General features: G+C 64.0%; 20 protein-coding genes and 1 pseudogene. 14 read left to right on the forward strand and 7 right to left on the reverse strand.

The annotated features are described in order from the left end of the window. Positions 1-13 precede the first annotated feature (13 nt). Complete coding sequence (locus ACWCRB_RS05410) at positions 14-667, forward strand: DUF6000 family protein (RefSeq protein WP_450994762.1); 654 nt, start codon at positions 14-16, stop codon at positions 665-667. 68 nt (positions 668-735) lie between these two features. On the opposite strand, the gene ACWCRB_RS05415 is transcribed toward ACWCRB_RS05410, so the two are convergent. Continuing rightward, the gene (locus ACWCRB_RS05415) at positions 736-2,331 is read right to left on the reverse strand and encodes an MFS transporter (protein ID WP_450994763.1); all 1,596 of its coding nucleotides are present in this window, start codon (positions 2,329-2,331) and stop codon (positions 736-738) included. Between the two features lie 225 nt (positions 2,332-2,556). Here ACWCRB_RS05415 and ACWCRB_RS05420 point away from each other — a divergent pair, with 225 nt between their 5' ends. The 3 genes from ACWCRB_RS05420 (at position 2,557) to ACWCRB_RS05430 (ending at position 4,362) form a co-directional block, all read left to right on the forward strand. Continuing rightward, positions 2,557-3,147, forward strand: a complete 591-nt coding sequence (locus ACWCRB_RS05420) for a helix-turn-helix domain-containing protein (RefSeq protein WP_450994764.1) — start codon at positions 2,557-2,559, stop codon at positions 3,145-3,147. Positions 3,148-3,339: 192 nt separating this feature from the next. Then, a complete protein-coding gene (locus ACWCRB_RS05425) occupies positions 3,340-3,675 on the forward strand; it encodes a hypothetical protein (protein WP_450994765.1) in 336 nt (111 codons plus the stop codon). Positions 3,676-3,747: 72 nt separating this feature from the next. Continuing rightward, entirely contained in the window at positions 3,748-4,362 is a 615-nt protein-coding gene (locus ACWCRB_RS05430) for a hypothetical protein (protein WP_450994766.1), read from the forward strand. 70 nt (positions 4,363-4,432) lie between these two features. Here the strand turns inward: ACWCRB_RS05430 and ACWCRB_RS05435 are convergent, their stop codons facing one another. Both ACWCRB_RS05435 and ACWCRB_RS05440 read right to left on the reverse strand, forming a co-directional pair. Then, positions 4,433-4,906 (reverse strand): hypothetical protein, encoded by a 474-nt coding sequence (locus tag ACWCRB_RS05435; protein WP_450994767.1) that lies wholly within the window; start codon positions 4,904-4,906, stop codon positions 4,433-4,435. After that, entirely contained in the window at positions 4,903-5,358 is a 456-nt protein-coding gene (locus ACWCRB_RS05440; RefSeq protein ID WP_450994768.1) for a DUF6228 family protein, read from the reverse strand. The genes ACWCRB_RS05435 and ACWCRB_RS05440 overlap by 4 nt, the downstream gene beginning before the upstream one ends. Positions 5,359-5,753: 395 nt before the next feature. Here ACWCRB_RS05440 and ACWCRB_RS05445 point away from each other — a divergent pair, with 395 nt between their 5' ends. From ACWCRB_RS05445 to ACWCRB_RS05455, 3 genes are all read left to right on the forward strand, one after another. After that, positions 5,754-6,956 carry a serine hydrolase domain-containing protein gene (locus ACWCRB_RS05445; RefSeq protein WP_450994769.1) on the forward strand — a complete coding sequence of 401 codons (1,203 nt, stop codon included), beginning with the start codon at positions 5,754-5,756 and terminating at the stop codon, positions 6,954-6,956. A gap of 224 nt (positions 6,957-7,180) precedes the next feature. After that, the gene (locus ACWCRB_RS05450; protein WP_450994770.1) at positions 7,181-7,528 is read left to right on the forward strand and encodes a VOC family protein; all 348 of its coding nucleotides are present in this window, start codon (positions 7,181-7,183) and stop codon (positions 7,526-7,528) included. A gap of 160 nt (positions 7,529-7,688) precedes the next feature. Next, a complete protein-coding gene (locus tag ACWCRB_RS05455) occupies positions 7,689-8,165 on the forward strand; it encodes a carbohydrate kinase family protein (RefSeq protein ID WP_450994771.1) in 477 nt (158 codons plus the stop codon). 239 nt (positions 8,166-8,404) lie between these two features. Here ACWCRB_RS05455 and ACWCRB_RS05460 read toward each other — a convergent pair. After that, positions 8,405-8,512, reverse strand: a pseudogene (locus ACWCRB_RS05460) (aldo/keto reductase); the annotation flags it as partial. Positions 8,513-9,067: 555 nt separating this feature from the next. Here ACWCRB_RS05460 and ACWCRB_RS05465 point away from each other — a divergent pair. The 4 genes from ACWCRB_RS05465 to ACWCRB_RS05480 all read left to right on the forward strand — a co-directional run bounded on the left by ACWCRB_RS05465 (position 9,068) and on the right by ACWCRB_RS05480 (position 12,656). Then, positions 9,068-10,015: a NaeI family type II restriction endonuclease gene (locus ACWCRB_RS05465; protein ID WP_450994772.1), complete on the forward strand. Its 948-nt coding sequence runs from the start codon at positions 9,068-9,070 to the stop codon at positions 10,013-10,015. A 139-nt stretch (positions 10,016-10,154) separates the two neighbouring features. Continuing rightward, positions 10,155-11,555, forward strand: coding sequence for a PIN-like domain-containing protein (locus ACWCRB_RS05470; protein WP_450994773.1), 1,401 nt, complete (start codon positions 10,155-10,157; stop codon positions 11,553-11,555). A gap of 50 nt (positions 11,556-11,605) precedes the next feature. Then, positions 11,606-12,208: a hypothetical protein gene (locus ACWCRB_RS05475; RefSeq protein WP_450994774.1), complete on the forward strand. Its 603-nt coding sequence runs from the start codon at positions 11,606-11,608 to the stop codon at positions 12,206-12,208. Next, positions 12,201-12,656, forward strand: a complete 456-nt coding sequence (locus tag ACWCRB_RS05480; protein ID WP_450994775.1) for a very short patch repair endonuclease — start codon at positions 12,201-12,203, stop codon at positions 12,654-12,656. Before ACWCRB_RS05475 ends, ACWCRB_RS05480 begins: the two co-directional genes overlap by 8 nt. Here the strand turns inward: ACWCRB_RS05480 and ACWCRB_RS05485 are convergent. After that, entirely contained in the window at positions 12,591-13,805 is a 1,215-nt protein-coding gene (locus ACWCRB_RS05485; protein ID WP_450994776.1) for a DNA cytosine methyltransferase, read from the reverse strand. The genes ACWCRB_RS05480 and ACWCRB_RS05485 overlap by 66 nt on opposite strands. A 161-nt stretch (positions 13,806-13,966) precedes the next feature. On the opposite strand from ACWCRB_RS05485, the gene ACWCRB_RS05490 reads away from it, so the two are divergent. Continuing rightward, positions 13,967-14,752 carry an HNH endonuclease gene (locus ACWCRB_RS05490; RefSeq protein WP_450994777.1) on the forward strand — a complete coding sequence of 262 codons (786 nt, stop codon included), beginning with the start codon at positions 13,967-13,969 and terminating at the stop codon, positions 14,750-14,752. Here ACWCRB_RS05490 and ACWCRB_RS05495 read toward each other — a convergent pair. Further along, positions 14,722-15,357 carry an ATP-binding protein gene (locus ACWCRB_RS05495; RefSeq protein WP_450994778.1) on the reverse strand — a complete coding sequence of 212 codons (636 nt, stop codon included), beginning with the start codon at positions 15,355-15,357 and terminating at the stop codon, positions 14,722-14,724. The genes ACWCRB_RS05490 and ACWCRB_RS05495 overlap by 31 nt on opposite strands. Positions 15,358-15,574: 217 nt before the next feature. Between ACWCRB_RS05495 and ACWCRB_RS05500 the strand changes: the two genes are divergently transcribed. Both ACWCRB_RS05500 and ACWCRB_RS05505 read left to right on the forward strand, forming a co-directional pair. Further along, on the forward strand, positions 15,575-16,441 hold the full coding sequence (locus tag ACWCRB_RS05500) for a helix-turn-helix domain-containing protein (RefSeq protein ID WP_450994779.1): 867 nt from the start codon (positions 15,575-15,577) through the stop codon (positions 16,439-16,441). Then, positions 16,422-16,631: a DUF397 domain-containing protein gene (locus ACWCRB_RS05505; RefSeq protein WP_450994780.1), complete on the forward strand. Its 210-nt coding sequence runs from the start codon at positions 16,422-16,424 to the stop codon at positions 16,629-16,631. The genes ACWCRB_RS05500 and ACWCRB_RS05505 overlap by 20 nt, the downstream gene beginning before the upstream one ends. 61 nt (positions 16,632-16,692) lie before the next feature. On the opposite strand, the gene ACWCRB_RS05510 is transcribed toward ACWCRB_RS05505, so the two are convergent. Beyond that, complete coding sequence (locus ACWCRB_RS05510; protein WP_450994781.1) at positions 16,693-22,236, reverse strand: DEAD/DEAH box helicase; 5,544 nt, start codon at positions 22,234-22,236, stop codon at positions 16,693-16,695. Positions 22,237-22,241: the final 5 nt, after the last annotated feature.

Consider the following 22,241-nt stretch of genomic DNA (forward strand, 5'->3'; position numbering starts at 1 on the left):
TCAGGATGCGGCTATGCGTTTCGCCAACGAGGACCCAGAGTTGCTCGCTCTTGTCCACCGCTACGTCACGCCCGGCAGGCGCTATCTCAAGCTCGGCGGCCCTCTCTCGCGTATGACCGAGCCTGAACGCGCCAAGTTCACACGGGAGCTCGGCGAGGCCGCCGGCGACATCACGCCCAGCGAGCTGGGCATCCTGCTCGAAGGCACGTGGCGCGAACGCAAAACCGCGGCCTGGCTCATCGCCGTCGCCCGTAGAACCGAGTTCCGCGCACGCCTCGGCGAAATGCTGCTTGCCAGCGAGGTCTGCTTCGCAGGCTCGGCCTACTGCGTCACCTTCGCCACGTTCGCGACTCCCGCCGACGCGGATCTGCTTGCTGCCTACCTCGATCGCTACCTCCGACGCCCCGACCTCTACTACGACCAGCCGGCCGCCATGGGCGCGCTCCTCCACCTCGACGCCAGGCTCCGTACCGATCGAGCAGCCCGATTCCTGACGGCGGACGGCCTCTGGCACCAGTGGATCGACGGCCCGCCCCACAAGAAGCACCACAGCACGCCGGACGACTATCGCGAGAGCATCAGCCGGTTCTGCGTCGTCGCCGATGAGAGCGCCGAGCACCTCCTGGCAAGGAATCGAGTGGTGCACGCGGCACGAGCGAGGCCGTGACCGACTTCTGGTTCGGGTCGCAGCCTCGCTCGTGCGCCTCGCTCGTGCAGAGGTTACTGCTGTCGCGGTCAGCCGACGGAGACAGCCCCAGCGGGGTCTGTCGCGTCCGCGACCGCGGAGGGCGGCGTGTTCTTGGGGCCGCGGAGGGCGACGTAGACGAACAGGGCGCCCATGATGACGGTGCCTGCCCACATGGCCTGCTGCCAGCCGTCGACGAATGACTGCCGCGCCGCGTGGAGCACGTCCGGTGCGTGTGGTCCGGTGCTGCCCGCCACCTCAACGGCGTTGGCGACGCCTTCCCGGGCGGTGTCCGCGGCGTCTTGGGGGATGCCGTGCAGCTTGTCGTCGATGGCGTTGCGGTAGCCGGCGGACACGAGTGCGCCGAGCAGGGCGACGCCGAGCGCGGTGCCGAATTCGCGGGTGACGTCGTTGAGGGCGGAGGCGACCCCCTGCTTCTCGCCCGGCAGGGCGGCGGTGATGGCCTCCGTGGACGGGGTCATCGACAGGCCCATGCCGACGCCCATGGCGAGCAGGCCGGGCAGGACGGACAAGTAGCCGCCGCCGATGGAGACGTACAGCGCCATGAACGCCATGCCGAAGCCTGCCAGTGCGATGCCCACGAGCATGGTCGAGCGTGCGCCGATCCCCGCGGCCAGCCTGGGGGCCAGGCCGGAGGCCGTCATCATCGCGAGGGCCATGGGCATCATCGCGACCGTGGACAGCAGGCCCGACCAGCCGAGTACGGCCTGGAAGAACGGGAAGAGGAGCACGCCGATGCCCGCCTGGACGCCGAAGACCACCAGCAGCGTGACCGAGCCACCCGACAGTCCGCGCTCCCGGAACAGGCGCACGTCCAGCAGGGAGGCGTCGCGGCGGTGCAGCTCCCAGGCCACGAAACCGACGGTGGCGACGAGGCCGACGGTCAGGCTGATCAACGTCTCGGGCGCGGTCCAGCCGCGTTCGGGGCCTTCCTGCAGGACGAAGATGAGGCCGACCACGGCGATGACGGAGACCAGCGCGCCGACGGTGTCGAACCGATGGGCCGAGGTCTCACGGGAGTTGGGAACCGACTTCAGCGTCATGGCCAGCGCCACGAGGACCAGGACCGCGGGCAAGACGAACAGCAGGCGCCAGTCGGCCACGTCGACGAGGAGCGCGGAGAGGAACATGCCCAGGATGCCGCCGCCTCCGGCGATACCGGTCCACACCCCGATCGCCTTGCCGCGCCGCTCTTCGGGGAAGGTGGAGGTGATGACCGCGAGCGTGATCGGCATGATCATGGCGGCGCCGATGCCGCCGGCCACGCGGGAGGCGAGCATCACCTCCGCCGTCGGGGCCAGGCCCGCGACCACGGTGGCGATGCCGAAGACGCTCAGTCCGGCGCCGAGCATGGGCTTGCGGCCCAGGCGGTCGCCCAGGGCGCCGAGCGGCAGCAGCAGCGCGGCCAGGGCAAGGGTGTAGATGTTGATGATCCACAGGACCGTGCTCTGGGAGGCACCGAATTCCACGGCCATGTGGGTCTGCGCGACGTTCAACCCGGTCACCGAGGCGATGACCGCCATCAGGGCGATGGAGACGGTGATCAGGATCGTGCGCAGCTGACGCGCGTCGGGGGTGCCCCGGCCACTGGCCTGCGCGGCGGGTACGGGCTGGTTCGTACTCATGGATTCCTCTCGAAAGGGCATGCCGAGTCAGCGCCGGAGCAGGACCGGTCGCCGCTGAAGGGGGTGGGCGAGTGGGCGGGGTCCGGGCCGCCGTACGCGTCGAGGGCGTGCGACGGCCGGTGCCGCGCCGGGGTGTCAGAGGGCGGAGGTTTCGGCCCCAGGCGTTGCGGACCATCCGCACACGACGCTAAGCCGGACTTGCCGTGAAGGCATACACTTTTGCTCGTGACGCAAGAAGATGGAGATCTGGACAGCCTCGTACGCAAACGCATCCGCGCCCTGCGGGTCGCACAGGGCTGGTCCCTGGAAGGGCTGGCCTCCCGCGCCCACCTCAGCCAGTCCTCACTGAGCCGCATCGAGAACGGCCAACGCCGCCTCGCACTGGATCAGTTGGTCACCCTCGCCCGCGCCCTGGACACCACGCTCGACCAGCTCGTGGAGACCGCCACCGACGACGTCGTCACCAGCCCGACGATCGACGGCACTCACGGCCGGATGCGCTGGACCATCAAGGCCGAACCCGGGATGAGCGTGGTGCGTCAGCGCATGACCCAACCGCCCCCCGAGAACCCGGCGCGCATGCGTGCCCACCCGGGGCGCGAATGGCTCGTCGTCCTGTCCGGCACGGCGATCCTCATGCTCGGCCACCGCCGCTTCCGCCTCGAGACCCATCAGGCCGCCGAGTTCCCCACGATGATGCCGCACGCGATCGGCGCCGACGGCGGCCCCTGCGAGATCCTGGGCATCTTCGACCGCGACGCCCGCCGCGGCCACCAGAGCGACAGCGGCGACGACATCCAGGGCTCCCCCGAGTGACGACAGTGACGCCACCGGGACCCACGGTCGCCGACCCGGTGATGTCCAACTCGTGTTCCGCACAAGGGCGGCGGAGGCCCGGTACGCCACCGGCTCGGAGTCACACCGCTAGCCTGACTCCAGACGACGAGGACAGGAACGGGCACGGAGACGGGCACGGAGGCGGAGACAGGAACGGAGGCGCGAGCGCGGATGAGCGAGACCGATCCGCACATCCACGTCGAACAGAAGGTGGGCCAGTCCGGCGCCGACGTCCGCAACGTGATCGCCGCGACGTTGGGGCGCGTGCCCGACGAACCGAGCGTCGTGACCACCGGTTGCGGACGCCAGGTGCCCTACGCAATGACCTCGCCCCGCCCGGAAAGCGTCACGTGCCTCACCTGCCGGGAACACGCCCACCGGGAGCACCTGGGCATCGCCGACCAGGTCGAACGCCTGGGCTGGACACCCGGCATGAACATCACCGGCGACCAGATGGCCAAGGTCGCGGAATGGCACCGGGACCGCGCGAGGAGGTTCTCCGGCTGAGACGTCGTCCCATGACCCTGGCCAGTCCGTGAGCCGCGTGCGCTGCACCGATTTCCCTGCGAGCCTCTGGGCATGGCGCAGATCAGTCGAGCCGGGGCCGTCAACATCGAGTACGGCCACTTCCCCGTCGGGGAGTTGTGGGAACCGGGCTTCGAGCGAAGGGACGACGACCCGGACCCTCGTGCGAGCGAAGCAGTCGTCGTCACCCCTGGTCGCATCATCGTGCGATCACGAGTACAGCAGCACACCGCGCCTGTTGTCCTGGCCCTCGGCAACCAGCAGGGCCAAACTCCAGGGGCCGGGTGGGAGTTGCTCGCTTCCGTGGCGTACCGACCTGTCTACACGGGCCGCATGGCCGCGTTCGACACGACGAATGGCCCGGCACGGAGCGCCGACGAACCCGTCAGAGTGTTCGGGCAGCAGGTCGGCCCGGGTGAGCCGACCATCGATCTGGATCCGTCTCACACGTATGACGTACAGGTGTGGGCCCAAGGCCGCTCCGACTCCCGCGAACGGTTCGACGAGGCCTTGCCAGGCGCGGATGCCGAGCGAGCCTCCGGCTTCGAGGCGTATCTGATCGTGTTCACTCCCTCCGGCGCGCAGCAACCGCCGTCTCCGGCCACCCGAGAGAGCCGACGAGACCGACTGACCCGTAGTCACGGAAGGCCGCCCCTCAACTCGCGCTGACACGTCACGGGAACGGCGAGGGGAGCGGCCGGTGAGCCCACTCCCCTCGTGTCACCTCGGGACCTGCAGGCTATGTGCCACCGGAGCGGTGAGCGTGCCAGAGGCGTCTGAGGGCTTCGAGCTCGATCCGAGGAAAGTGCTCGCCCCACTTGCCTCGGTAGCCGCTCTCGCCGTAGGTCCGGGCCACTTCGTCGAAGCAGCGGATCACGGATCGCACGAGCTCGTCGATGCCGAGCTGTCCCGACCAGATCTCGGTGCCCTTGTTGTCGTGGTCGCGGCCGTCGCGCAGTTCCAGCAGACGGATCCAGGTGTCGTCGGCCTGCCGGTAGAAGATCCAACGGTAGGCGGTGGGTTCGGCCTCGAACTGCGCGCGAGTCTCCGTCTCGCCGTAGAGGAGCCGGGCCACGGCGGTCAGGAAATCCTCCGGCGCGTTGGTGATGTAGGAGACGCTGAGCTCGACTCTCGCCTGGTGATCCTCAATGGCGCAGATGGCCCACCCGGATCCGTCGAGCACCCAGGTCATACGCATACCGGTCGTCGTCACGTCCGCTCCCCACCGAGGAACCGACGGACGTCAGCCGCGAGGGAGGTCATCTGCTCACCGGACTCCAGCCAGGTGGTGACGGAGGCAGCCCAGCCGCCGGAGGACCCCGTCCAGGGCCGCAGCGTCCACTTCAGCCCGACGTACCCGCCCGACCGGAATACGGCCGACACCGCGAGGTCCCTGTCGTTGGTCTCCCAACTCCGCGTGCCGTCCCACCCTCGGTAGTCCGACGCCAGCGCTTCCAGGAAGGGGACGAGATCGCTTCCCCAGGCCCAGGCCACCACCTCGTCGGCACGAGCGGTCAGGCCGGGAGCCCGCAACTCGACGGCGTAGTGCACGGAGTCCTCGTCGAAGCTGTACCGCTCGCACAACTTGACGCCGACAGAGGAGTTGTCCTGGCAGCGGACGGTGACGCTGGGCTCGTCGTCGGTGCGGTCGTCAGGGGAACTCATGGGCGGAACGCTAGGTCAGCGGCACCCTCGACGTCATTCGGATTCACTGCCGGTGAGGTGAGGAACGGCTTCGGCGAATCCACAGACACGGTCGGCTGCGACGACCTGTAAGGCGCAAGGGGCACTCGACGCCGCGAACCACGGATGCGGGCCGCGCCGAGGTCGTACGCACGGCCGGGCAACGCGGGCGAGATCCATGGCAGTTGGTCAACGAAACCGCGACCGCTCTGGGGCAGGCCCGCCTCCGCCACCGGCGCGGCTCCGAACGAGTGGACTCGCCGGTACGCGACCGGGAGGGGGCCGTCGCGAAGAGTCACCGATGGTGATGTTGCCGTCCAAGCCCCTGAGTGCCCATGACTGCCCCTGACTGCTCACGACCGGAAGAGGCACCCCAGATGCGACATACCCCATACCGCCGGATGCTCGCCGCAACGCTGTTCGCGGCGTGTGCTGCTCTGGTCCCCATGGCGGCGGCTCCCGCTGCGGCCGTCCAGACCGCAAGGGTCGACCGGCATCACCAGGACGACTACCCGCCGGGCGGTCTCGGCCCCGAGGTGACCGCCCGGCTGGACAAGACGATCGAGGACGTCCGCCGACAGGCCGGCATCCCCGGTGTCGTCGTCGGACTGTGGATGCCCGGCAAGGGAAGCTACGTCCGCGCGACCGGTGTCGCCGACACCGCCACCCGCCGCCCGATGACCACCGACGGCTTCGTACGGATCGGCAGCGAGACCAAGACCTTCACGGTCACCGCGCTGCTCAAGCTCGCCGACGACCGTCGGATCCGGCTGGACGACCCGATCTCCCGCTACGTCCACGGCGTACCGGACGGCGGCCGGATCACCCTGCGTCACCTGGCCGGGATGCGCAGCGGTCTGTTCCCCTACAGCGCCGATCCGGACTTCGTCCGCGACCTGTTGAGCGACCCGGAGCGCTCTTTCACCCCTCGGGAGGTGCTCGCGTACGGCTTCCGGCACAAGAACACCTTCGCGCCCGGGCAGGAGTTCCAGTACTCCAACACCAACCTCATCCTCCTCGGCCTGGTGATCGAGAAGGTCAGCGGCCAGCGGCTCGCCGACTTCATCGACACGCAGGTGCTGCGGCCGGCTCACCTGCGCCACACGCTGTTCCCGCAGGGAGCAGAGTTCCCCGAGCCGCATCCACGCGGCTACACGAACCAGACGCTGACCGGCGCGACCGCCGACGCCACGGACTGGAACCCCAGCTGGGCCTGGGCGGCCGGGGCGATGATCTCCAACCTGCAGGACCTGCGTTGCTGGGCGGAAAGCGTCGCCACCGGGCAACTGCTCACCCCCCGGACCCAGGCACAGCGCCTCAAGACGCTGCCGACCGGATTCCCCGGCCTCAGCTACGGCCTCGGCATCTTCGAGACCGGCGGATGGATCGGCCACAACGGCTCCATCCCGGGCTACCAGACGGTGACCGTCTATCTGCCCGCGAAGAAGGCCACCTTGGTCATCATGATCAACACGGACATCAGCAGCGGGGGCCAGGAGCCGTCCACGCTGCTCGCTCGGGCGGTCACGGGGGTCGTCACGCCGGGGAACGTGTACGACGGCGCGATTGCTCCTCGGTAGAAGTATGGCCCGGTGAGGTGAGCTGGGACCGGTGGGGCCGGGTGCGACCGTCCCCACCCTGTTGTCGGACAGCCGGCCCTACGGCGTTCCCACCCGTGGTGCGGTGGCTGAAGGTGCCGCCGTCGTAGTGCCGTCACTCGATGAGTCTCGCCGCTCGGTGGAGTCTGCCTTCTGAACGAGCAGTCGTCCGCCCAGGGTTGGTCTTGCGAGAACGGGAGTCGGTCGTGTCTGTAGGGATCTTCGCGGGGATTGCGGTACGCGACTATGCGAGCGCCTTGGAGTGGTACAAGCAACTGCTCGGCGCGGAGCCGACGTTCTGCCCCAACGACGTAGAAGCGGTGTGGCAGCTGGCTGAGGACCGGTATGTGTACATCATCGAAAACGCGGAGCGGGCCGGCGGCGCGGTGAGCCTGATCTGGAGGGACGACCCCGCTTCCGAGGTCGCACGGATCGCTGAGCGAGGTCTGCAACCGATAGGGGTGGAGCAGTACGGCAACATCTGCAAGTGGGTGTTTCACGACCCCGACGGCAATGAGACGGGAATCGGCGGCGAGGTCTCACAAGCGAAGTAGTCCTCGGCCCCCTCCCTCCCCGATCGCGCCCAACCCGGGAGACCGAGAACCGTTCGCGCCTCTGCGCAAGGCTCGACGGAGCGTGTCGGGGGCAGCGCCGGGTAGGTACCCGAACCCCGGCCGACGAGGACACGCAGCCCCGGAGAGAAGGTAGAGCCGCATGACGGCGACAGCCCTGTTCTGTGGAGACATCGCGTTCGATGTGTCGCTTCGCGTTCCGCGCCTTCCCGACCTCGACCAGAAGACGCACGCGTTCGAGAACCTGGTGAGCGCCGGAGGGGTGGCCGCCAACTCCGCGGTGGCCTGCGCCCGCCAGGGCGTCAGTACGACCCTGCTCGCCGTCGTCGGGGACGACGTACTCGGCGCCTACGCCACGGACTTCCTCGCCGCGCGAGGCGTCGACGTCACGGGCGTCACCACCACACCCGGGATGACCGCGGTCTCGGTCTGCACCCTGGCCGAAGACGGAGAGAAGCGCCTCGCTACACCTCGTCCGTGTCGCAGTCACCCCCTGCGGAGCGCCTGCGCGAAGCCGAACTGGACGGAGTGGACTGGGTCCACACCTCATGCCTGGACCCCGAGGCCGCCGCAGTGCTCGCGGAGCGGGCGCGAGCCGCCGGCATCCCGATGGCGATAGACCCGGAACCCGCCGCGCTCGCCCACGGCACGGAAGCCCTCGCTCCGGCCCTGCACGGGGCGGAGGTCGTCTTCCTCAACGAGAGAGTCACGGCCTCGATAGGCGACGTGCACGCCTTCTCCGCCAGGCACCGTCTCAAGTCTGTCGTGCGCACCCGTGGGTTACACGGGGCCGTGCTGACGAACGGCTCGGGCGAGATCACCGTCGCGCCATCGCCCACCGACCGGATCATCGACACCACCGCCGCCGGCAACGAAGGGGTCGAGGATCGCGAAGGCCCGGTCGGGATCGACGCGGGTGCCGAAGTCCATTGTTCCAAGGACGATCTGGGGGTCGGTGTTATTCATGCGGCCCATGCTCGTATCTGGAGCGCGCTCCAGGTCAACCGCGCGGTTGTGACGGACGGTTCGGGGTCCGATCTCCTGGACATCGTCTGTTCATCAATGGCCTGTTCGGCAGTTTTCACGGCATCGGCAGGCGCGCTCGCGGCCCGGCCCTGCTGCTCGGCGCCACGAGAGGCTTTGCATGCCTTCTGCCCATCCGGCGTCGACGTGTCCAGCTCTGCCCTCCGCTTCCTCACCGCTCGTCCGAGACGTCATCCGATACGTTGATCGCTTGTCGCACCCGGGGCTCCTGCGGCAGCGACTTCGGGAGGAGTGTCACTGGGCTCTGTTACACATGGGCATAGCTGTCCGCGTGACCGAAGGAGCCCGCATGTCTGAGTCGGAAGCCCTGCCGCGGGTATGTATGAGGAACTCATCGCGCTGCGGTGCCCAGGCCATCAGGCTCCTTCTCATGCCGCGCTCACGGAGCTATCGTCACGACAGGTTCAGAACTAGTCGAGGTCCCACTTGCTTCCCATAGATGTAACTGCGGCAACTAACATCGCTCTCGATGAAGCCGTGCGCCGCGACGCCGAACTCACGATCGTCCGCGATCACCTGCTGCAGCTTGATCCAGACGGCAAACGGTTCGCCACTATCCTCCGCAACACCATCGACCAACTCCTCAACGGCGAAGCAACCGGCCGCTACGACTGGAACACCCTCTTCAAGACAGAGAAGACCCACGCAGGGACTTTGGTGGAGATCAATCTCCAACGGGAGTTCACCTTCGAGGATGGGGACGCCACGGACTACCGAATCGCCGGTGTCCAGGTGGACTGCAAGTACTCACAACGGTTTGGCATGTGGATGATCCCACCCGAGGCTCTCGGTCACCTTTGCCTACTCGTGTGGGCTGACGATCACTTGAGTCGATGGAGCGCCGGCCTGATGCGCATAAAGCGCGAATGGCTCAATGGCGGGACAAATAGAGACATGAAGTTCACGGTCAAAGCGAGTCATCGTGACAAGATTTTCTGGCTCTGGAAAGACGCGCAACTCCCAGAGAATGTCCTGCTCCACCTCGATGAGGCAATCCGGGCACGCATCCTGATCCCAGGCAAGAACAAAGGGCAGGCTCGTGTCCGCGAACTTTTCCGCTCCGTACACGGCAAACGAATCGGCCGCGGCGTGGTGCGTACTGCCGCTCAGCAACTTGACTACATGGCTCGGGTGCGCGAGGGAGACAAGGGACGGGCACGTCCAGCCCTACGCCCGGAGGGAATCATTATTCTCGGCGACTACCAGTCCCACCAGGCAGTGGCCCGGGCACTTGGCGGCCCGGTGCCAGGCGAAGGGGAGTTCGTAGCCCATCGCGTAGCACGAGCCCGACCTGAGCACCATGATCGCCCCCACGCCGCTATCGATGGCGACTACTGGGTCATCGCAAGGCCTGGTGAAGTTGCCGATCCGGCGCCCCGGCTCCCGGAGGCCCAGGAGAGCCGTGTGCGGACCGCCAGCACCTGAGCACGGCTTCCGCGCAGGGCAAACCGCTACACCAAGGAGCCCAGCTCCCTCAAGAGATGACGCCTATTCGGTGGCGGCGCTGCACCGAATGCGAGATCATCAGGTTCGTACCTTCATTAGCAGAAAGAGGAGTTGAGCAGTGGTCGGCCCGGAGAACGACTACCCGTTGATCAGGCAGTACCGGGATTGGATTCAGAGCGGTCCGTCCGAGGACAGCCCAGACCGGCGGCAGTTCTTCACCCACGGGACTGTGGTACTCGACACGAACGTGCTGCTCAGCCTCTACGAGTACACGCCTGCCGCCCGCACGCAGGTTCTAGAAGCCCTCCAAAGCGTGCAACAGCGACTGTGGCTCCCTCATCAGGTTGGGCTTGAGTTCGTCCAAAATCGCCATCGCATCATCATCGGCAGAAAGAAAGCCCTGGAAGCCGCGTCCAAAAATCTCCAAAGCAAGATCGGAGAGGCGCGCACGGCCATTCTGGATGCCCGAAAGCTCGTCCAGGATTCACTTCTCAAGTATGCTCAGGACACCACAGCTAAAGAAGCTCTTGAAGCTGAGATATCAGATCAGGCCATCAGGGCGCTACTTGGCAACTGGACCAAAACGCTCAGCGACCACATCCAGCGGCTCAAAGAGTACGATCTCGCCATTTCATCAGTCGAAAAGGGCGACCCAGTACTATCGCAAGTGGCCGAACTATTCGGCGATAAGGTCGCGGAGCCTCCAGACCCAGCCGAAATTCGGCGGCGCGTGGATGAAGCAGCGACATATAGATTCCCAAACCAAATCCCCCCTGGATTTGCAGATGCAGGAAAGGGCACCCCTCTGTCGTCATCCGGAGACTTCCTGCTCTGGGAGGAGACGATCGAGCACATGGCAGCGTCAACAGAGCGCTCGCAGCTGCTGTTCGTCTCCAATGACACGAAGGACGACTGGTACCAGCCAGCGGGTAACGGACGAGGATCGCGCCCCTGGCCTTCCCTGGCCAGTGAGTTGAGGGCCCGCACTGGCGCTGAGCTGCGGATCGAGACACCAGGCGAGTTCTATCGTGGCGTGAACCGCTTCCTGGACGCGGAGATCGCTGAAGAGACCTATGCCGAGATCGATCGCGCTGCTGAGACTCTCGTCGAGGTCGTGATCACCGAGCAGGAAGCCGTCCACGCTCAGCCACGGCCGGATCTCGTCGCAGCTGCATTCGAAGCAGCTGGGCTGGATGATTCTTTGCTGGACAGCATCGGCGACGCTCCTTCCCGACTCCTGTTCACCTGGTGGCTGATCGGCGTCACGACACAGCTTGAGCGGCGTCGACGCTTCGACGAGGAGCCAGACGTGTCGGTCCTGCCGGCGACTCGCTCGGAGACACAACCAGACCTTGGATGGCTGCCCGGCCGCCGTCTCCATCTAGGCGAATGGCCCTACCGGAGTTCGTCATGGATCGCACCATGGTTCGTGCAGGCTGTGAACTGCGCATCGCGCCACGACAGGCAGATAATGCAGCAACTCGCCGCCCGGCAGCTGGACATCGAGCGGACGGAATAGGGACAAAGCGGAGTCATACACACCCCTCATCAGAAGGATGAAGCTATCTCATGGTCAACCAACAGTCTCCGCAAGACCAGTGGCAGCAGCTTAAGCCGGATGCTGAACACGCCCTGAGCAATCTCCTCTCGGAGATCTCATCCCATAGCGACCCTCAGTCGCTGTTCGAGGCGTACACCTACGCCAAGGACATCACTGCCCGTGCTATGCAGGCCCGCATGTTGATGCATCTGCCGCCCGAGAATCCCCAGTTCAGATCGCTCCACTCGAAGATCGAGCAGCAAATGCGTTCCCGCTACCAAAAGACCGTCCCGGAGCGACTCCTACGAGCCCCCTATGGCGGAAAGACTCACGAGCGCCTCTTCTCTCTGCTCCAAGAGAACCTGTCCCGTCCGGTACCAGCAGCGATGCTACGTATCGTGACCGGCGACCACGTCCACACCGAACGAAGGACACGGGAACTCCGCGAGCTTGGATTCGATGTCGACTGGCACGAAGTGGAAGGAATCAACGTCTACGAACTCCGGTCACTCGACCTAGATTTCGACATGATTCCAGCCGTAGTACGAAATAAAGTACGACAGACAAAGTCGCTCAGCAAGAACGAGAAGCTACGCGTGCTCAAGAATGCAGGCATTTCTGAGGATGGATAGCGACAACAACTGGGTACCACCGGAAGGGTCTTGGGCCTCATCGGCTGCCCGACGCCGGAACATGCAGGCAATCCGGAGCCGAGACACAAAGCCGGAACTGCTGGTGCGCCGCCTTCTGCACGCACAGGGGCTGCGATACCGGGTAGCAGCCAAGCCGCTGCCCGGGCTTCGCCGGACGGCAGACATCATCTTCCGTCCGGCGAAGCTAGCCGTGTTCATCGACGGTTGCTACTGGCATGGTTGCCCAGAGCACTACGCCCCACCGAAGACCAACCCTGGCTACTGGTCCGACAAAGTCACGCGAAACGTGACCCGTGACCGAGACACCGATGAACGCCTCCGCGAAGCCGGGTGGACCGTGCTTCGGTTTTGGGAGCACGAGTCACCCGACCACTGCGCTCTCAAGATCGCCGCTACGGTCAGCCGCCTTCGGGATGGTTCCAGCTGAGAGATCAGCCATGCTGAACAGCTCTCCGCTATCAAACTCCCGGCTGTCATCGGCCCGCTTCTGCCGCACCTGCGCCACCACTCCGGCCTTCCGTGCAGCCTCAAGCGCTTTCCTGATCTGTTCCCCAACCGCCTGCGCTACTGGCGGCGGGAACGCGTTCCCTACTTGCCGGTATGCGGCGGTCTTCTTACCTGTGAATTTCCAGTCCTCAGGGAATCCCTGGATGATCGCCGCTTGAGTGACCGTGAGTTTCGGGCCGGCTTCAGCGAAGAGATCACGCTCTTTGCTCTCTAGGCGGTGCATTTCCTTTGGCTTGTTCGCGACGCCCAGTCCGCATACACCCAGCACTTCCCACGCCTTCTTCGCACGGGTGGGGCCGAGGTCAGCGCCTCCATGTTTCTTGGAACCGCCGACGAGTGTGGGTGCAACGCCCTTCGATGCCTTGTCGAACCACACCTTGAACCTGTCGTCGGCCCGGGGATCGTTGGCGTCGTTGAAACGATCACGCATGGAGTCCTCTAGGGCCTTCGCCACTGTCACGAGAGGAAGCGCTGCTGGCTTCTTCTTGGAGAAGAAGGGGGCATAAGCGCTCTTCAGCGCCACCAAGATTGCGCGCGGGCGAAGCTGCGGAACTCCGTAATCCTTGGCCTCTAGGACTTCCCAGTAGCACTTCTCGTAGCCCATGTCCGCGAGTTGCCCCAGGATCCAGTTGCGGTACTCCCGGAACTTCGCTTCGGGTTCAAGCAGACCCCGAACATTCTCGATCATCACGGCCTTGGGTTCGAACTCGTCGACAAGCCTGAGCATGTCCGGGAACAGGTCCCTGTCGTCATCTCGTCCCAGCTGCTTGCCAGCGACCGAGAAGGGCGGGCACGGGACTCCGCCGGCGAGGAGATCCAGATCGCCTACCTTCAGCCCCAACTCCCCCCTCAACTCCACCGGGTCGAGCTTTGTCAGGTCGGCCTGCTTGACCTTGCACCCTTCCCACTCCTGGTTGCCCACGACATTCGCCTCAAGTGTCGCGATCGCATTCGAATCGATCTCGATCAGCGCAAGATGCCTGAAGAGCGCCCTGTGGAGACCTAGCGCCTGGCCACCCGCCCCAGCGCAGATCTCAACAGAGGTGAGCTTCCTCTTGGTGCTGGTCATGCACCCTCCTTCCGGACATTCCCGACTGATGCCGATTGCCACCAGCCACTACAGAGGGTGACAGACCCCACTGACAACGCGACCGCCTCCAAGTGTGCGTCACCCACCACTGCGGCCCGACCGACCCGCACGTGACAGCGAACACTCATACGATATTGCCCATGCCGACGAGCCCTGCATGGACCCGTGACGAGTTGCTGCTGGCCTGCGCTCTCGTCGTTGAGAACGGATGGAAAAGCCTCAACCTCGGAGATCCCCGCATAGCGGATCTCTCTGACCTGCTCCGGTCGCTGCCTATTCACGAAGGCGCGGCCCAGGCCAACCCCAAGTTCCGGTCCACAGGCAGCGTCCGCTTCAAATCCTCGAACCTGGCGACACTGCACGCCGAGTACACGGGCGTCTCCACCAAAGGGGGGCGTCTGGACCAAGAGACTGTCGCCGCGTTCAGAGACCGCCCCACAGAGATGTCTGAAGCTGCTGCGGCGCTGCGCGAAGCGATCAGCAGCGGGGAACTGCACACGCTTCCCGAAGATCCCGACGAGGTCGACGACCGGGGGAACTATGCCATCGAAGGCCGGCTCCTCGCCCGCCGGGCGCTGTACCGGGAACGCGACCGCGGCCTCCGGGACCTCAAGATTGCTCAGGCTGAGAAGCGCGGCCAGCCTCTGCAATGCGAAGTTTGCACCTTCGACTTCGGCCGCTTCTACGGCTCCCTCGGCAGGGGCTACATCGAGGTTCACCATGTCCTGCCCCTCCACGTATCCGGCCCCCGCGAGACCAGGTTGGACGATCTGGCATTCCTGTGCGCCAACTGCCACCGGATGTGCCACAAGAGCCGCTCCGGAGAATCCTGGCGCACACCTGCCACCCTGCGGGCCGAGATGGCACAGTCCACGTCGCAGACCAGCCTGGGAAATCACGCGGCAGCGTCTACTTCGGCCTCGTAGTGCCGTTGCGCACGGTCAAGGACCTCGTCTGGATCGCAGCCCTGGGCCGCGAGCCAATGAAGCAGATCTCCGATCAACTTGGTCGCTGCTTCTCCCTGTGCCTGCGGACAGCTGAGCAGAGGAAGGGCTGCTTCTCCAGCCAGCTCCCGGTACTCGCCAATGACCCTGTTGGCCCGCTGAATGCTGGCGCATGCGATGTCCGCCGCGACCAGTAGCTCGCACCAGACCACCTTTCCGGAACCTGTCACGACGGTGCCCCAGTCACGCGCCATCTCAACGAGCAGATGAAGCCCTCGGCCGCACTCTGATGCACACCCCGCCTCAGTCAGGGCTGGCACCTCGTAGCTCGTGTCGTGGATCTCCACGCGGACACCGACGGTGAACAGCTCAAGGACAAGAGTCGCAGCACTTCCCGCGCCAACGTGCTTGAAGACGTTCGTCGCAAGTTCGGTCACAACGAGCTCGGCCTCATCAACAAGGCCAAGCAGGCCCCAAGAGCGTAGCTCCGCTCTCACGTTCCGCCGGAGGCTGCTGAGAACTTCAGGGAACGCTCTGAACGGAAGCACGTACCGGTGCGGAGTCTGGCTGGTGTCACGACTGGTCATGTCACTGCTCCCTCGCTTGCCACATCAGTGCTGCGCCTGCCGTATCCGTACGACTGCACTGCGTAGCGCTTCGATGCGAGTATGGCAGCGAGAAGTCTTGCTATGTAACTTCTCACGTGAATCGATTGAGTGAATCTGGTACTGCGTCAACTCGTGGGCGATCTAGCCTCATTGGGACCTCCGGGCAGCATTCCGGAGCGACTGGAAGGAAATCCGCATGTCAGCGAGGGCCACAACCCGCCGACGCCATCTGGGTGCGACGATGCGCAAGCTACGTGCCCGCAAGGGGATGACCTTGGAGGAAGCCGGTCAGCTCGTTGGAGTGTCCAAAGCCACCGTCAGCCGGTACGAGACAACCGAGGGGCCCGTCAAGTGGCTTGTCATCGATGCCCTTTGCCGTGAGTACGGAGCAAGCGACGCCGAACGCAAGGCCATTGTTGCTCTGGCCAAGGACGCGAAGCAGCAGGGCTGGTGGAGCTCCTTCGCCGACCACATCCCCGAAACCATGAACCTCATGCTCACACTCGAAGACGAGGCGGTGCGCGAGGACCACTTCTCCTGCGTCTACGTTCCGGGGCTGCTACAGACCCGGAGCTACACCACTGCACTCCAACAGGCCAACGAGATGCGCCGCTTGCCTGAGGAGATCGAGCGCCTCGTGGACATCCGCATGCGACGCCAGGAGATCCTCAGCCGCCCCAAAGCGCCACATCTCTGGGCCATCCTTGATGAATCCGTCATCCGCCGCGTGATGGGCTCCCCCGCGATCATGCGCGAGCAGCTCAGCCATCTGCTCGTCGCCAGCGAGTCGGAGAACATCACGCTTCAGGTTCTGCCCTTCTCTCGGGGCGCACACTGCGCAGCCCTCGGCAGCTTCGTCATCCTCGGCGGCGCCGAACCTTCGCTGGACGTGGTGTACGTCGACCTTCATGTCGGATCTGTCTTCATGGAGAAGGAGGCGGAACTGGATCGCTACCGGCTTGCGTTCGAATACCTGCGCGCCCAAGCGTTGGACATCGAAGCATCACGGCAGCTGATCAGCCATGCCAAGGAGGACCTGAAGGATGCCGAGAACAAACACTGAGGTTGCCGCCCCCGCCTGGTTCAAGTCGTCGTACAGCGGCGGTAATGAGACTGAGTGCGTTGAGGCGGCCCTCTTCGCCGACAGCACGGTCATACGCGACAGCAAGCAACCGCACGAGGGCCGACTCCTAGTCGACTCCACAGCCTGGACCGACTTTGTTCATGCCCTGCGGAACAGGCAGCTCAGCTGAGCCGCCAAGCGAAAGTGCCCTGCCGTAGCCAGAGTTGCGGCAGGGCACCCGGCTTCGTCAGCTACCGGTTCAAGAAGTTGTCCAGCTGGACAGTGACCCGAGACGGCACGCGATCCAGGAGAAAGTCATCGACGAAGACGACCTCCTCCACGTCCCATCCCTCCTGCTGAGCAATCTCGTCACCCACCTTGGTGATCCGCTCGCTCTCCAGATCCTTCCCCACCATCTCAAAGGGGCTCTTCACCGCGACCACGACTGTTTCATCGAAGAACACCACAGGATGGCTGTCCAGCTCCACCACGGGCCCGGCACCCTCTGTATCAGCGGCCCAGTTCCCCAACAACGTGCTCGCGTTCTCTCGGTCTACGCCCAGCTTCTGACCGCGCATGATCCCCAGCAGGTCGGCTGCCAGCCGCCAGTCCAGGAGCGGGTGATAGGCCATGTTCGTGTAGTCGCGCAAGCACTCGTAGCAGGAGCCACGGCACTCAAGCCCATGGTTGCCCTCTCGAAACCTCGCCAGCATGGCGTCTGTTGCCCGCATCAACTGATCGAAGACGTCCGGCTCCGCCAGGTGCGTGCAGTAGCCAGCACCGTTATCGAGGGTGTCAGAGAGGAAGGCAAAAACCCTAGCGCCGATGTCCTTGGTCACCGCGCCATGGATACCGGCAGCGATCTCAGCGGGCTGGATGTCGAGCAGCGCCCCTGCGGACTTGCGCAGCAGTGCTGCAAGCGAGTACCAGGCTGCCTTACGGCCCGTACGGTCGTCGGGGAAGCCATTGACATGGGGCACGGGCGACAGATCGAGCCTGTATCCATACTCGCGGACGACAGGTACACGCGGGCCGAAGAGGAAGAGGTCAGTCCGCTGGGTGGCGCCGAGGGCCACGCTTACAGCCTGTTCCTCGTACACCTTGATCAGCGAGGACCGCTCAATCACGCCGAGTTCGGCGTACGCGCCAGACCAAAGGTTTGAGCTCTGGACAGGAGCGAACCTGAAGAGGTGTCCTCCGTTGTCATTCACCGCATACCTGCGCCCCTTGCCGGCGTGGACGGCAATGGTCTCTGGCCCGACGTTGCGCTCACGCGCTTCGGTATCCAGGTTCGTTCCGGTCCTGGGCGCGAGAGAGCGGGCCTGCCAGGAAAAGTTCCCGTCGAAGTCCCGCTTGAAGGGCTCTCTCGGGGGCGCAAAAAAGCCTTCAGGCTCCCTGAGTTCGATGTGGGTGTACATTCCGTCGGCCGTGGTGCAGGCAGGACAAACCAGCGGCTCGTCGTCCTCCGCCGCTGGTAGCGGCGTGATGCCCTCCTCCACGTGAGAGCATGCGCGGCAGATTCCGATGTGTCTCGCCGGACCCAACGGATCGCGAACAGCCTGCACATTAGACCCTGCAGGTTGGTAGTTCGCGACGCCGACGGATGTATAGACCGCTCCATCCTTCACTGTCTCCGCACCCGGTGCGAACTGTGATACCGCAATGGGCAGACCACGGTCGACCACGCCAGCCGGCGGCCAAGGGTAGGCCCTGTTGGGCTTACGCGTGTACAGGTAGCGGACACTCGTGGGGAAGCCGAACATAGGCAGCAACCCCTCTTCGGCTAGACGCTGGCTAAGGTCACCATGGCCATGCTCGGCGCGCGCGATCACGCCAACTTCTCTGACAAGACTGCTCTGGACCCAGCGGATTGCGTGCCGAGCCTGTTCCGGTTCCTGGGTATGGGCCGCGAGTGCATTCGCGATTCGAGCAATGTCCTGGCGGTGTCCGTCGATCCAATTGCTGATGGATACCTGTACGCGCTCCCAGTCCGCAACAGTTCCATACTGACCGTGCACATTACGCGTCGGATCCAACTCCTCCCCGTCAACTGCGACACCGCCGACCTCCGCGAAGGCTCGGCGAAGGACTTCAGCGGCGAGAACCCGCTCAAAGATGTCGCGCATATCCGTCGACAGGTACGGCTCGGGTGTCTCGTCGTTGGTGATCCGCTCCGGTGCCTGGAAGTAGTGCTCGTCGTGACTGCGTCCGCGGCAAACAGTCAGCGCGAGCGCAACAGGAGCCGTACGACGACCGGCACGCCCCACGCGCTGCTGGTAGTTGAATCGAGTGGGCGGCATGTTTGCCATCAGCACGACAGCCAATGAGCCAATGTCTACCCCGGCCTCCATGGTCGTCGTCACCGACAGGACGTCAACGCTGTCCGGCCCCTTGATCTCCGTGTCTTCAAGGAAGATGTCCTGAAAGCGGGCTTGCCTTGACTGAGCGTCGAGACGGTCCGTTTGACCGGTCAGCTCCGCACAGTTGAGACGGAACCTTCCCTCGCCCTCAGCCGCTTGCCAAGCGTAGTAGTCGTCTCCCGCGTTAGTTACAGGCTCAGGATCGACTGGTAGTGGACGCCCGCACTTGGGTTTAGTGCAGACACCAGCTCCCCGGTGCAGGTGCTTACGTTTGCACTTCTCGCATACCCACATGTGATCGCCGGCGGGCCGGATACTTACCTTCTCGGGGTTGATGACGTACTCGACAACAGCATCACCCCAGGCCCGTTCAACGCGGCTACGCACATCCGCCAAATCCTGTCCAGTTTCTGTAGCCACCGCTTCCCAGAAGATCCGCAACGGGGCCGGCGCCTCCGGCAACCCGTCACGCAGCTCACGAAAGCGGCGCAGGTGACCAAGTACGCGCAGGCTAGCTCGTACGAGTGCCATGTCCGAAGAAGGATCTGCAATGATGGGGAGCGCGTCCGACGCAAGGCTCAGCCAGCCGAGTCCCAAGGACTCAAAGTCCCTTCCAGCACTCCCGAAGAGGCCACTCAGCACCTCGCTCCGGAGTGACTCCTGAATGCTCTTCAGAAGCTTTTCCTGGCGCTCTTCAAGTCCAAATCGGGGCTCGATCTTCTCTCTGCTCCAGTCATAAAGGGAGGACCAAGCGAGGTCATGTGAGCCCGACTGCCACTCCACTCGCTCCAGACTCTCCTTGGGACCACCGGGGTTCACACCGAGGGAGAGGAGATCCTCTTCCATCGCAACGGAATGAGCCATAAGGCTCGGGAACTTACCGAGATGCGCGAGAAGGTCCGCCTCCCTGACCGGGTCAGGGACTCCATCGATCGGATCCGCACTCCAAATTTTTCTGAGCGCAACCACAGCGCCTTCGTCTCGCGATTGCATTCGGGCGAGCGCTTCCGCAGCGACCTCTGCATCAACCGGCCCTTCTCGCTTGAAGTACTTCCGAACCAGCTCGGCATCGGCGACAGGATTTCCCTGCTTTCCCACCCTTTCAGCTAGCAACAGCCTGAGAAGATCCTGATAGTGACGGAGGCCCAGGCCGGCCGCAATCTTGGCAGCGTCCTGGCGGCTGTCAGAGAAGACAACTGCCTTCTTCTGATCCAGAGCCGACAGCACACTGGTTGTAAGAACCTGGTTGACCTTCTCGAAGCCGGTGCGCATGGACCGTACGGGCGTCCTCATTCGCCGCCGATCAGCCAGGCTCAGCGCTCCAGACTTAATCCTGGGAATCTCCCAGTTGTCACCGCAGGCGGGGCACTGGGTCGGAGCGGCAGGAAGATCCTCCAGCCTGAGCGCCTGCCTTCCCTGCCGCGATTGAGGAATCCTTGTATGGAATGACCACCCCGTCGCCTCATTGTGTTCACGAGTGTTGGCCAGATGTCCTGTTCGCGGGCTGAGTTTGCTGCGTTTAAACTTGAATTCGGCGCTCCGGGCTGATCCCTCTGACGACCTCTTCCATGAAAATTGAGGCTCATCGATGACCGGTTCCCGTGTACGCGGCCAGTAGACGACGTAATTCGCCGCACTGGCGCCCACCGACGCACCTTCGGCCTGCGCCTCAAGATCCGGCAGATCATGCAACAGGTCGGCATCAAATCTCTTTGCGACTATCGCTTTCGCTGGTGCGTAGCCGCCGAGCATCACGTCGCCGCAGTTCTGACAGTAGAGGAGCTCAAGGACGCGGGATGTGCAGCTGTTACACCGGGAGGTCGGGCGCGCAAACAGCTTACCCACCGTGCGGTCGTCGTCATCGGTACGATTCACACCCGAACAATTCGGATCTGAACATGCCCAAATTCCGGGGATATTTCGGAAGAAAAGATGTCCCCGGAGTTTGGGCAGCTGACCTGTCAGCTTTTCGTCTGCGGTCCTGAGGGCGGCGAGGAGACCGCGGAACGCCTGCATCCGCAATTTTTCATCTGCGCGTGGAAAGAGAAGCAAGGCAGCTTCCTCATCGAGTCGCGCGACAAGGTTATTTCCATCATGAAGCGCCTTGACGAGTGCGCGATGCCCACCCGTTTCTTGCAGAACCTGCGCAGACTCAACACCTGAGGGAGACTCCGCAATCCCGCTCAGCCTTTCCGTATGCTCTGAGATATCGGAAGTCTCCGCCATCGGGAGATCGAGCTCTCCGCCCAGCACCTCAAAGCGGTTTTCCGGAATCCCAAAAAACTCCTCCAGAAATTCACCGTCTCGTTGCGGGTCAAGGGAGGCCGACGCGGCCAGAACTCTAAATTGCTCTGGACGCTGATCGAGTCCCAACCGATTGCGCAGATTCCGCAGGAGGTAGGCGACCTCGGTGCCGGCCGTGCCCCGGTACATGTGTAGCTCATCGATGATCAAAGTGAACTTAGCCGTGGGATCGTCATTCAGCCATTGCCGGGTCTGCTCGAAGATCGTGTCCTCTTCGGGCCGTTGAAGCATGATATTCAGCATTGAATAGTTGGTGATCAAGATGTCTGGCGGGGAATCGATCATGTCCCATCGCGACCTCATCTCGGCACCGTCGACACGCGGCACAAAGTACTGCTCGTCACCGTCTGCGAAAATCTCTCTGGCACGTGCAGAGCGCTTTTCGGTCTCCTGTAGCAAAGCGCGGAGCTTCCCCACTGCCTGTTTATTTCCCGCATCGCCCGTGACCGGAGTAGTTCCCGTATATCGGCCGAAATAGAATCGGTGCCCGTTTCGGTACTTATCGGCCCACCGCCTCGCCGCATCGCTGTCAAGGGCCTTGCGCAGCCGCATCATCTGGTCATCGACCAAGGCATTCATTGGATATAGCACGAGAGTGCGTACCGCTGCCTTGTGCCCAGTTTCACCGCGCCGCTGCGGTACGTACGCGCCCCCGTGCCCGGACCACCATTTCCCCGGATTTGCTGGAGTACCGCTAATCCAACCTTCAGACTCCCGAACCAGCTCGGCCAGAACAGGCGCCATGAACGATTCTGTCTTGCCGGAGCCGGTACCGGCAGTAATCACGACGTCCTTGCCACGCCGAATGGCCGCGACCAGGGACTGGTGCTGGTGAGAGTGCATCTTCTCGATGCCCTCCATCAGTCCCGCACTAATCAGTTCGGCAAGTTCTTGGGGTGCGTCCGCCTCCGCCACTGACGCCGCGATACTCATACCGCTGGACTTATATTGCGGACGGATCTCAATCAGCGGTCTGCGCCATGCTCCTCCATCTACATCAAGGAGTTCGCGGCGCTCTTCCATGAGTTTTCGGTTCGCCAGACCAAATGGAGTGTCATAGTAACGGAACAGTGCCTCACGTAGCTGTTCAAAAGATCCATTGATATCTAGGGAATTTTTATCTCCGGACACCCTTG

The sequence above is a fragment of the Streptomyces sp. NPDC002156 genome (assembly GCF_053593675.1).